The following is an 11952-nucleotide window of genomic DNA, read 5'->3' as shown; positions in this document are numbered from 1 at the left end:
AGCGGGGGCACGCTAGGCAGGGTTTCTGGTTGTCCAGCCACGGCGTCGGAGCGCGACACAGCATCATTCGGCAGGGCGTTGCTTCCCCCCTTTGAAAAAGGGGGGTAAGGGGGGATTCGCTTCTGCTTCCGCGATTCACTTGCCCAGGCGTTCGTTCACCAGGCTTTCCACGACGCTCGGATCGGCCAGCGTGCTGGTGTCGCCCAGCTGATCCGGTGCGTTTTCGGCGATCTTACGCAGGATGCGGCGCATGATCTTGCCCGAGCGCGTCTTCGGCAGGCCCGGCGCCCATTGCAGGTGGTCCGGTGTGGCGATGGGGCCGATCTCGGTGCGCACGTGCGCGACCAGTTCCTTGCGCAGGTCGTCGGTGGCCACTTCGCCGGCAATCAGGGTGACGTAGGCGTAGATGCCCTGGCCCTTGATGTCGTGCGGGAAGCCGACCACCGCGGCTTCGGCCACCTTGGGATGCGAGACCAGCGCACTTTCCACCTCGGCCGTGCCGATGCGGTGGCCGGAGACATTGATGACGTCGTCCACCCGCCCGGTGATCCAGTAGTAGCCGTCGGCGTCGCGGCGGCAGCCGTCGCCGGTGAAGTAGGTACCGGGATACGTGCGGAAGTACGTGTCGATGAAGCGGCCGTGGTCGCCGTACACGGTGCGCATCTGGCCCGGCCAGGAATCCAGCAGCACCAGGTTGCCTTCGGCCTCGCCTTCCAGGCGCGTGCCGTTGGCGTCGACCAGTGCGGGCTGCACGCCGAAGAAGGGCTTGGTGGCGGAGCCCGGCTTGAGATCGATGGCGCCCGCCAGCGGCGTGATGAGGATGCCGCCGGTCTCGGTCTGCCACCATGTGTCGACGATGGGGCAGCGTGAATCGCCGACGACTTCGTAATACCAGCGCCACGCTTCGGGATTGATCGGCTCGCCGACCGTGCCGAGCAGGCGCAGCGACTTGCGCGAGGTCCTGACCACCGGCTCGTCGCCGTCGCGCATCAGCGCGCGGATCGCGGTGGGCGCGGTGTAGAAGATGGTGACCTGGTGCTTGTCGATGACTTCCCAGAAGCGCGACACATTGGGGTAGTTCGGCACGCCCTCGAACACCACCGCGGTCGCGCCGTTGGCGAGCGGGCCGTAGACGATGTAGCTATGGCCCGTGACCCAGCCCACGTCGGCGGTGCACCAGTAGATGTCGTCCTCGCGCAGGTCGAACACGACCTCGTGCGTGTAGCTGGCGTACACCAGATAGCCGCCGGTCGTATGCAGCACGCCCTTGGGCTTTCCCGTGGAGCCGGAGGTGTAGAGGATGAACAGTGGGTCTTCCGCGTTCATGCGCTCCGGGGCGCATTCGGTGGGCTGGTCGTCCACCACCGCGTCGTACCAGCGGTCGCGCGGCATCTGCATGTCCACCGCGGCACCGGTGTGGCGCACCACCAGCACGGTTTCGACGGTGTTGGTGCCGGGCATCTTGAGTGCGGCGTCGACGTTGGCCTTCAGCGGCACCTTCTTGCCGCCGCGCAGGCCTTCGTCCGCGGTGATGATGAGCTTGCTGGTGCAGTCGGCGACGCGGTCGGCGATGGACTGCGGGGCGAAGCCGCCGAACACCACCGAGTGGATCGCGCCGACGCGGGCGCAGGCCAGCATCGCGACCACCGACTCGACGATCATCGGCAGGTAGATGGTGACGCGGTCGCCCTTGCGCACGCCCAGCGAGCGCAACGCGTTGGCCAGCTTGCACACGCGTGCGTGCAGTTCGCGATAGGTCACGTGCTGCGCCGGCTTGGACGGATCGTCCGCCTCGAAGATCAGCGCCGTCTTGTCGCCGCGCGTGGCCAGGTGGCGGTCGAGGCAGTTGACGCTGGCGTTGAGCTCGCCGTCCTCGTACCAGCGGATGTGAAAATCCTCCAGCGCGTAGCTGACGTCCTTGATCTTCTTCGGCCTGGTGAACCAGTCGAGCCGCTCGGCCACCTGGCCCCAGAACACCTCGGGCTGGCTGACCGATTCGGCGTACAGGCGTTCGTACGCCTCGCGCGTGACCCGGGCCTTGGCGGCGAAGTCCGGGTCGATCGGATAGACGGCGGCAGGGTGGTTCATGGCGTGCTCCGGGGGACTGCGTGAAGGACGGCGCCGGCCCGTCGGCGGGCGGAGATCCAGTGTGCCGCATTCACCGTCGCCCCTCATCGGGGGCGGTTTAGACGTTAGTCGTAAAGCGGTGCACCAGCGCATGGCTTACGACCAATGGGGAATGGTTGTGCAGCGCGATGCGACATCAGGCTGGCCCGAGCCGTGCATTGGGCGCGGCGTTCCTTTGGGAGGGAATCATGTCCGCAAGCATTGCCACGCCGGTGAAGGCCGCGACCCCACGTCGCCGTCCGCTCGCCGCCGCACTGCTGGTTGCGCTCGCATTGCCGGGGATGGCCTTCGCGCAGACCGCGAAGGAGAAGGAGCTGGAGGCGCGCGTCGCCCAGCTCGAAGCGACGGTCCAGCAACTGATGGCGCAACAGCAGCAACAGCAGACGCAGATCAGCGAGGTGAAGACCGCGCAGACCGCGGCCACCACCGCACCTGCCGCACCCGGTACCGCGGCGCAGGCGGGCGCGGCGCCGGGCGCACCGGCCAAGCCGACCATCCAGAGCGCGCCCATCATGGCCACGGCCAATCCGGGCACGCGCTTCACCTATGGCGGCTTCATCAAGCTCGATGCCTCGGTGACGTCGACCAACGACGGCGACATCCCCGACGGCACGGTGGGTCGCCTGTTCTACGTGCCCAAGGCCATTCCGGTCGGGCAGGGCCACCTCCGCGAAGGCGGCACCGACACCGACATGGGCGCCAACTTCTCGCGCTTCTGGTTCGGTGCCGACACCGACCTGGACAGCGGCGACAAGCTGAAGGCGTATCTGGAGTTCGACCTGTTCGGTGGCGGCAGCACCGCGTTCACCGGCAACGAGGTCGCCACCAACACCTACGCGCTGACGCTGCGCCAGGCCTACGTACAGTGGAACAACTGGTTGGCCGGCCAGACCTGGACCAACTTCCAGGACACCGCGGCGTTGCCGGACACGGTCGACTTCCTCGGTCCGACGGAAGGCACGGTGTTCGTGCGCCAGGCCCAGGTCCGCTACACCAATGGCCCGTGGTCGTTCTCGATGGAGAACCCGGAGACGGTGTACACGCCGTTCAACGGCAACATGGCGCAGGTCGCCGGCGACGACGGTCCGATGCCCGACTTCACCGGCCGCTACACCATGAAGGGCGACTGGGGCCACTTCGGCATCGCCGGCCTGGTGCGCCAGCTGAAGTACCAGCAGGCGGGCGTGGCCGCCACGCCGACCGCCCCGGCGCGTCCGGCGATCGAGGACGAGAGCACCGGCTACGGCCTGAGCGTCTCGGGCAAGTTCAACCTCGGCAAGAACGACGACATCCGCTACATGCTCACCGGCGGCAGCGGCATCGGCCGCTATGTCGGCCTGGCGCTCAACAACGACGCGGTGCTCGACGCCACGGGCGATCTGGACAACATCGACATGATCGCGGGCTTCGTCGGCTGGCGGCACGTGTTCTCGCCGAAGCTGCGCACCAACCTGTTCTACTCGCGCGCCGAGTACGACCAGGACACCGACCTCACCGGCCTGGGCATCACCAAGGGCGCGCAGTCGGCGCACGTGAATCTGATCTACACACCGCTGCCCAAGCTCGACCTCGGTGCCGAGCTGATCTGGGGCCAGCGTGAACTCGAGAACGGCGACCGCGGCGAGCTCAACCGCCTGCAGACGCACGTCAAGTACAGCTTCTAAGGGGCGACCACGACATGTCCACCATTACCGCAACACCTCCTGACGCCAGGCCGCTGACGCAGGGCCACAAGAAGGTCATCTTCGCCTCGAGCCTGGGCACCGTGTTCGAGTGGTACGACTTCTACCTGTACGGCTCGCTCGCGGCGATCATCGCCAAGCAGTTCTTCAGCGGCCTCAACGAGACCAGCGCCTTCATCTTCGCGTTGCTCGCGTTCGCTGCCGGCTTCGCGGTGCGGCCGTTCGGCGCGATCGTGTTCGGCCGTCTGGGCGACATGATCGGGCGCAAGTACACGTTCCTGGTCACCATCGTGATCATGGGCCTGTCGACGTTCCTGGTCGGCATCCTGCCCAACTACGCGTCGATCGGTTTCGCCGCACCGGCGATCCTGATCATCCTGCGACTGCTGCAGGGCCTGGCGCTGGGCGGCGAGTACGGCGGTGCCGCGACCTACGTCGCCGAGCACGCACCGCACGGCAAGCGCGGCCTGTACACCAGCTTCATCCAGACCACCGCGACGATCGGCCTGTTCCTGTCGCTGCTGGTGATCCTGGGCGTGCGCACCTGGCTGGGCACGGAAGCGTTCGAGGAGTGGGGCTGGCGCATTCCGTTCCTGCTGTCGATCGTGCTGCTGGGCGTGTCGGTGTGGATCCGCATGCAGCTCAACGAATCGCCGCTGTTCCAGCAGATGAAGGCCGAGGGCAAGCAGTCCAAGGCGCCGATCACCGAGAGCTTCTTCAGCAAGAACGGCAAGATCGTGTTGCTGGCGCTGCTGGGCGCCACTGCCGGCCAGGCCGTGGTGTGGTACGCGGGCCAGTTCTACGCGATGTACTTCCTGACGCAGTCGCTGAAGGTAGACGCGACTACCACATGGCTGCTCATCGCCGCGGCACTGGCGATCGGCACGCCGTTCTTCATCGTGTTCGGCTGGCTCAGCGACAGGATCGGCCGCAAGAAGATCATCATGGCCGGCTGCCTGATCGCCGCGCTGACGTACTTCCCGCTGTTCAAGGCCCTCACCCACTACGCCAACCCGGCCATCGCCGAGGCCAGCGTCAACGCACCGGTCGTGGTGCATGCCAACCCGGCGACCTGCTCATTCCAGTTCGACCCGGTGGGCAAGAAGGTCTTCACCAACTCATGCGACATCGCCACGGCGGCACTGGCCAAGGCCGGCGTGCCGTACACGATCCAGGCGGCCCCGGCGGGCAGCGTGGCGCGCGTGACGGTGGGCAACGTCGAGGTGCCCAGCTTCGAGGGCGCGGGCCTGGCCAAGGACGACAGCAAGGCCAAGACGGACGCGTTCGGCGCCGCGCTCAAGTCGGCGCTGACCGCGGGCGGCTATCCGGAGAAGGCTGATCCGGCACGCATCAACAAGCCGATGGTGCTGCTGATCCTGGTGGTGCTGGTGATCTACGTGACCATGGTGTACGGCCCGATCGCGGCGTGGCTGGTGGAGCTGTTCCCCACCCGCATCCGCTACACCTCGATGTCGCTGCCGTACCACATCGGCAACGGCTGGTTCGGCGGCTTCCTGCCGACCATCGCCTTCGCCCTGGTAGCCGCGACCGGCAACATGTACTACGGCCTGTGGTACCCGATCATCGTGGCACTGATGACCTTCGTGATCGGCTCGCTGTTCCTGCGAGAGACCAAGGACGTAGACATCACGCAGCACTGACGTCTCTCTCCCCTCGCGATGTGCAGCAACGCCGGCGCTTGCCGGCGTTGTTGTTTTTTGCGCCGGACAGTTTCGAGGACGCAAGTCCGAGCCGGGACGTATCGCGGGTCTCCGCAGCCCTTCCGGCCGTCATCCGGCGAAGCCGGGATCCTTCGCCGTCGCTTCTGCTCGCCTGCCGTTGCTCTTGGCTCGTCATCCACGCGAAGGCGGGGATCCATGGACTTTTCACGCTAAACCAAGTGCGAGTCCGGAACGAAAGAGCCAAAGCTTCCGTCCGTCTAAAGCCGGCCGGGTCACTTTTCTTTGCTGACCCAAAGTCCGACTGGATTCCCTTCGGTCAAACGTAACCCAAAGAAAGGGTCTTCCCCGGCACAGCAATCCAACGACCGGAAGAGAAGGCCTTGCCTTCGCGAGTTGGCACCAGCCTCCACGCTCAGCAGCGCACGTCCTGTGCGCTGCCCTCCGGGGCTTGGGATGTGGTCTGCTGTTCAACAACAAGAGCACCACACACGGTTGCTTCTGTTGTTGCGGCCTGCTTAAGCCCGAAACCCAGGCTTTCGCTGGATGACGAGCGAAAACCATGCGTCGCGACTGAGCGACATCGGTACAGCGTGAAAAGTCCTTGGATTCCCGCCTTCGCGGAAATGACGAGCAAGGGCAACTGCGACAGGGATCCGGCTTTCGCCGGGATCAGGAGCGAAGGGCATGAGCGCCGCGCCTGGAGCCGTTCTACGCCATGGCCGATTGACGAGCGACGTCGCTATTCCTTCTTCGCCTTCGCAAATGCCGCCGCCAGCGCGTTGTTCATCGGCGGTGGCGCGCTGCCGCGGTTCGCGTTGAAGTTGCGGGAATCGCGTCCGTTGTTGTCGCGACCACCGCGCGGCGAACCACCTCGGTTGTCGCGATCCTCACGCTGCCCGCGCGGTGCCGGCGCGCTGTCGTCAAGTCGACGCGTGAGGGCGATGCGCTTGCGGGCGACGTCGACTTCCAGCACCTTCACCTTGACGATGTCGCCCGCCTTCACCACTTCGCGCGGATCCTTCACGTACTTGTCGGACAGCGCGGAGATGTGGATCAGGCCGTCCTGGTGCACGCCGATGTCGACGAACGCGCCGAATGCGGCGACGTTGCTCACCACGCCTTCCAGGATCATGCCTTCGCGCAGGTCCTTGATGTCCTCCACGCCGTCGGCGAAACGCGCGGCCTTGAACTCCGGACGCGGATCGCGACCTGGCTTTTCCAGTTCCTTGAGGATGTCGCGCACGGTCGGCACGCCGAAAGTCTCGTCGATGAACTGCTCGGGCTTGAGCGTGCGCAACAGCGACGCATCGCCGATCAGTTGCTTCACCTCGCGGCCGCACTGGCGCAGGATGCGCTCGACCACTGGGTAGGCCTCGGGGTGCACGGACGATGCGTCCAGCGGCTGGTCGCCGTCGTTGATGCGCAGGAAGCCGGCGCACTGCTCGAACGTCTTCTCGCCCAGGCGCGGCACCTTCAGCAGCTCCTTGCGCGACTTGAAGGCACCGTTCGCATCGCGATAGACCACGATGTTCTCCGCCACCGTCGAGGACAGGCCCGACACACGCGTGAGCAACGCGCTGGACGCGGTGTTGACGTCCACGCCGACCGCGTTCACGCAGTCCTCGACCTTCGCGTCCAGTGCGCGTGCCAGCTTGAACTGGTCCACGTCGTGCTGGTACTGGCCGACGCCGATCGCCTTGGGTTCGATCTTCACCAGTTCCGCCAGCGGATCCTGCAGGCGGCGCGCGATCGACACCGCGCCACGCAGCGACACGTCCAGGCCCGGGAATTCCTTCGCCGCGAACTCCGACGCCGAATACACCGACGCGCCGGCCTCGCTGACGACGATCTTCTGCATCTTCAGCTCGGGCGCCAGCTTGATCAGGTCGCCGGCGAGCTTGTCGGTCTCGCGCGACGCAGTGCCGTTGCCGATGGCGATCAGCTCCACCGAATGCTTCGCGCACAGCGCGCGCAGCACCATCAGCGACTGGTCCCACTGGCGCTTGGGTTCGTGCGGGTAGATGGTCGCGGTGTCGACCAGCTTGCCGGTGCGGTCCACCACGGCCACCTTCACGCCGGTGCGCAGGCCCGGGTCGAGGCCGAGCACGGACTTCGGCCCGGCGGGAGCGGCCAGCAGCAGGTCCTTGAGGTTGTCGCCGAACACGTCGATGGCTTCGGCTTCAGCCTTCTCGCGCGCCTGCGCGAACAGGTCGAGCGTGAGGTGCAGGTGCAGCTTGGCCTTCCACGTCAGGCGGCAGGAATCGATCAGCCACTTGTCGGCGGCGCGGCCCTGCGCCTTGATGCCCGCGTGCAACGCGACGCGGCCTTCGGCCTGCAGGTGCCCGGCCTCCGCATCGCTGCCGGGATCGAGGTCGAGGAACAGGAATTCCTCGCGACGGCCGCGGAACAGCGCGAGCAGGCGATGCGAGGGAATCTTCGCCAGCGGCTCGGCGTGATCGAAGTAGTCGCGGAACTTCTCGCCTGCCGCTTCCTTGCCTTCGGCCACGCGCGAACGGATCACGCCGACGTCGGTCAGCCAGTTGCGCAGTTCGCCGACCAGCGCCGCGTCCTCGCCCCAGCGCTCCATCAGGATCGCGCGCGCGCCGTCGAGCGCGGCCTTGGCATCGGCCACGCCCTTCTCCGCGTCGACGAACGTCGCCGCGAACTCTTCCGGCACCCGCGTCGGATCGGCCAGCAGGCCATCGGCCAGCGGCTCCAGCCCCGCCTCGCGCGCGATCTGCGCACGCGTGCGGCGCTTGGGCTTGTACGGCAGATACAGGTCTTCCAGACGCGCCTTGCTGTCGGCCGACTCGATCTCGCCGCGCAGCTCGTCGGTCATCTTGCCCTGCTCCTCGATGCTGGCCAGCACCGCGGCGCGGCGGTCTTCCAGTTCGCGCAGGTAGGTCAGGCGCGTTTCGAGGTTGCGCAGCTGCGTGTCGTCCAGGCCGCCGGTGACTTCCTTGCGGTAGCGCGCGATGAACGGCACGGTCGCGCCTTCATCGAGCAGGCCGATGGCGGCCTGCGCCTGTTGCGGCTGGGCACCGATCTCCTCGGCGATGAGACGGGCAATCTTCGCTGCGATCTGCTTGTGGTCCTGCATTGCTTCCAATCGTCAAAGCCCCGGCATTTCCGGGTGAAGCGCGATTGTCGCAACGCCCGCCATCGTGCGGTACCCGTTGACAGGAGCGCGCGGATACCGCTGCACCACGTTGCGTGCACGACGCGCCCCGTTCACATCGCCTGAATCGCGCCGCGACCACGATGCGGCGGTGCCATTGCCAGGAGGTCGCATGTCCGCCCATGTCCACGGCATCGAGCAGCCGCAACCTGGTTGGCCGCTGCTGGTCACGGCCGTGCCGTTCGCGCTGATCGGGCTGGCGTGTCTGGTCGGCGGCGCCTGGCTGCTGCGCCTGGGAGGCAGTGCGTATTACCTGATCGCCGGCGCGGCGATGACCGCCACCGCGTGGCTGCTGTGGCGGCGGCGCAATGGCGCGCGTCATCTGTACGCACTGTTCCTGCTCGGCACGACAGTCTGGGCCGTGGTGGAGGTCGGCCTGGACTGGTGGCAGCTGGTGCCGCGCATCGACGTGGTGGTGGTGCTGGGACTGCTGCTGTTGCCGCCGTGGATCTCGCGCCGCCTGCACGGTGGACGCGTCGCCGGTTGGAAGGCCACCGCGCCGCTTTGGCTCGCGCTGATGATCGCGCTGGTGGTGGCGTTGCTGGCGATGACGCGCGACACGCACCGTCTCGATGGCGAACTGCCGGGCGCGCGCGTTTCGGTGCCGGCCCGCTACGGCGACGTGCCGGACGACGATTGGTCCGCCTACGGGCGCTCGTGGCGCGGCAACAAGTGGTCGCCGCTGGCGCAGATCACACCGCGCAACGTGCGCGACCTGGAAGTCGCCTGGCAGGTGCGCACCGGCGACACGCGCCGCCCCACGGATCCGCCGGAGTTCACCTACGAAGTCACGCCGATCAAGGTGGACGACACGCTGTACCTGTGCACGCCACACAACCACGTGCTCGCGCTGGACGCCGAAACCGGACACGTCAGGTGGCGGTTCGATCCGGGCATCCGCGTCTCGCAGCGGATGCAGCACCTGACCTGCCGCGGCGTCTCCTATCACGATGCCCGATGGCCAGGTGCGGCGCGCGCAGCCGACGGCGAGTGCCCGCAGCGCATCCTCATGGCCACCAACGATGCGCGGCTGATCGCGCTGGATGCCCGCACCGGCAAACCTTGCGCGCGGTTCGGCGACAACGGCTCGCTGAACCTGTGGCCCGGCATGCCGGCCTACCAGGAGGGCTGGTTCCAGTTCACCTCCGCCCCGCTGGTGACGCGCGGGCTGGTGGTGGTGGGCGGCGCGATCTACGACAACATTTCCACGCACGTGCCCTCGGGCGTGATCCGTGCGTTCGACGTGGTGAGCGGGCGGCTGGTGTGGAACTTCGATCCGGGCCATCCCGACGACACCGCGCCGCTGCCGCCGGGGCGCCGTTACAGCTGGTCCTCGCCCAACAGCTGGAGCACCTCCGCCGCTGACGAATCGCTGGGGCTGATCTACGTGCCGATGGGCAACGGTGCCATCGACCAGTGGGGCGGCAGGCGCCCGCCGACGACCGAGCGCTTCTCCAGTTCAGTGCTCGCGCTGGACATCGCCACCGGCCGCCTGCGCTGGGTGTTCCAGACCGTGCACCACGACCTGTGGGACATGGACGTGCCGGCGCAGCCGGCGCTCATCGACCTGACGCTCCCGGGCCGCGGCACGGTGCCGGCGCTGGTGCAGGTGACCAAGACCGGCAACCTGTTCGTGCTCGACCGCCGCACGGGGCAGCCGGTGCATCCGGTCCGCGAGCAACCGGTCCCGCAGGGCCCGGCGCCGGGCGACTGGACTTCGCCCACGCAGCCGGTTTCCAGCGTCACGGTGGCGCCGCCGCGTCCGGTGCGCGAGGCGGACATGTGGGGCGCGACGATGCTCGGGCAGATGGTGTGCCGCATCCACTTCAAGCGCCTGCGCTACGAGGGGCCGTTCACGCCGCCGTCGTTGCAGGGCACGCTGGTGTTCCCCGGCAACTTCGGCGTGATGGACTGGGGCGGCATGGCGGTGGATCCGGTGCGCCAGGTCGCCTTCGCGCATCCCAACTACCTGGGATTCGTCGACCGCCTGGTGCCGCGGCAGAGGCCCGGCGAGCACGCACGGCAGCGCGGCCCCGCCGGTGCTTCCGATCGCGGCGGCTCGTCCGAGCACGGACTCAACCCCAACCTCGGCGCGCCCTTCGCGGTCGAACTCAATCCGTTCCTCTCGCCGGTCGGCCTGCCCTGCCAGGCGCCGCCGTGGGGGTACGTGGCCGGCGTCGACCTGGTGACGGGCAAAGTCGTCTGGCAGCGCAGGAACGGCACGATCCGCGACGAGTCGCCGGTGCCCGTGCCGTTCAAGCTCGGCGTCCCCTCGCTCGGCGGGCCGATCATGACCGCCGGCGGCGTGGCCTTCATGGGCTCGACGCTTGACTACTACCTGCGCGCCTACGACGTCACCACCGGCGAGCAACTGTGGCAGGCGCGCCTGCCTGCGGGCGGCCAGGCCACGCCGATGACGTACCGGTCCGCCGCCAGCGGCCGGCAGTTCGTGGTGATCGTCGCCGGCGGTCATGGTTCGCTCGGCACGAAGCTGGGCGATCACGTGATCGCGTACGCGCTGCCCAAGGGCGAAGCGTCTCGCTGACGCGCGCTGCCGTCAGTCGCACAGGTCCAGCACCGGCAGCGCGTGTCGCGCGCAGAAGTCGCGGTACGCCTGCAGTTGCGAATGCGCATCGGCGCGGGACTTCACCACGTCGCCGGGGCCGAGGAATTCGACGCTGCCCATCACCACGACCAGCGCCGTCATGTCCTCCTCGCCGGTGACCTTCCACCAGTCGGTGTTGCCGGGTGGTTCGTACACGTAGTCGCCGGGGCCGATGACCTCGCCGGTGCACAACGTGCGATAGCCGCTGAGGTTGTAGGCGTGGATCTCGCCGGTGTGGCGGTGCAGCGGCATCACCGCACCGGGCGTCATGCGCAGCAGTTCGACGAAGCCACGGCCATCGCGGAAGAAGCGCAGCGGTTTCCACGCTTTCTCGGCGCTCATCGGGATCCACGGCGCCTCGCCCGGGCCGACGCGGGCTGGCAGGAATTCGCGGCGCGACAATGACGGGCCTGGTGCGGACATGGCGGGTTCCTGATCCTGGACGATGCCCGTTACCGTAGGCTTGTGCTGGCTCCCCGGACAGGCCAGTTTCGATGCATCCACAGGAACCAGTATTCGAGTTTCCGCTGTCGCTGGACGGTCCGCCCGCCGGCCGTACGCGCCTGCTGCACGAGCAGCTGCGCGCCGCGATCCTCGACGGCCGGCTGCGCGCCGGGGCGGAGCTGCCGTCCACGCGCCGCGTCGCATCCGCATACGGGCTGGCCCGCAATACCGCGA

General features: G+C 67.6%; 7 protein-coding genes. 4 read left to right on the top strand and 3 right to left on the bottom strand.

Annotated elements, in window-relative coordinates; translation table 11 throughout:
* Window positions 1-135: 135 nt before the first annotated feature.
* On the bottom strand, window positions 136-2088 hold the full coding sequence (acs, locus tag VFE83_RS15870; protein ID WP_324907920.1) for an acetate--CoA ligase: 1953 nt from the start codon (window positions 2086-2088) through the stop codon (window positions 136-138).
* 227 nt (window positions 2089-2315) lie between these two features.
* Between acs and VFE83_RS15865 the strand changes: the two genes are divergently transcribed.
* On the top strand, window positions 2316-3791 hold the full coding sequence (locus VFE83_RS15865; RefSeq protein ID WP_324907918.1) for a DcaP family trimeric outer membrane transporter: 1476 nt from the start codon (window positions 2316-2318) through the stop codon (window positions 3789-3791).
* A 14-nt stretch (window positions 3792-3805) separates the two neighbouring features.
* The gene (locus VFE83_RS15860; RefSeq protein WP_324907916.1) at window positions 3806-5470 is read left to right on the top strand and encodes an MFS transporter; all 1665 of its coding nucleotides are present in this window, start codon (window positions 3806-3808) and stop codon (window positions 5468-5470) included.
* Window positions 5471-6230: 760 nt separating this feature from the next.
* Here the strand turns inward: VFE83_RS15860 and VFE83_RS15855 are convergent.
* Window positions 6231-8591 carry a Tex family protein gene (locus tag VFE83_RS15855; RefSeq protein ID WP_324907914.1) on the bottom strand — a complete coding sequence of 787 codons (2361 nt, stop codon included), beginning with the start codon at window positions 8589-8591 and terminating at the stop codon, window positions 6231-6233.
* Between the two features lie 190 nt (window positions 8592-8781).
* Between VFE83_RS15855 and VFE83_RS15850 the strand changes: the two genes are divergently transcribed.
* Entirely contained in the window at window positions 8782-11214 is a 2433-nt protein-coding gene (locus VFE83_RS15850; protein WP_324907912.1) for a membrane-bound PQQ-dependent dehydrogenase, glucose/quinate/shikimate family, read from the top strand.
* A gap of 12 nt (window positions 11215-11226) precedes the next feature.
* Here the strand turns inward: VFE83_RS15850 and VFE83_RS15845 are convergent, their stop codons facing one another.
* On the bottom strand, window positions 11227-11697 hold the full coding sequence (locus VFE83_RS15845) for a cupin domain-containing protein (protein ID WP_324907910.1): 471 nt from the start codon (window positions 11695-11697) through the stop codon (window positions 11227-11229).
* Between the two features lie 71 nt (window positions 11698-11768).
* Here VFE83_RS15845 and VFE83_RS15840 point away from each other — a divergent pair.
* The coding region (locus VFE83_RS15840; RefSeq protein WP_324907908.1) for a GntR family transcriptional regulator at window positions 11769-11952 on the top strand (184 nt) is incomplete at its 3' end.

The organism is Lysobacter sp. (assembly GCF_035655815.1).
GTDB lineage: Bacteria > Pseudomonadota > Gammaproteobacteria > Xanthomonadales > Xanthomonadaceae > Lysobacter_J.
This window is presented reverse-complemented; position numbering and strand designations above follow the sequence as displayed.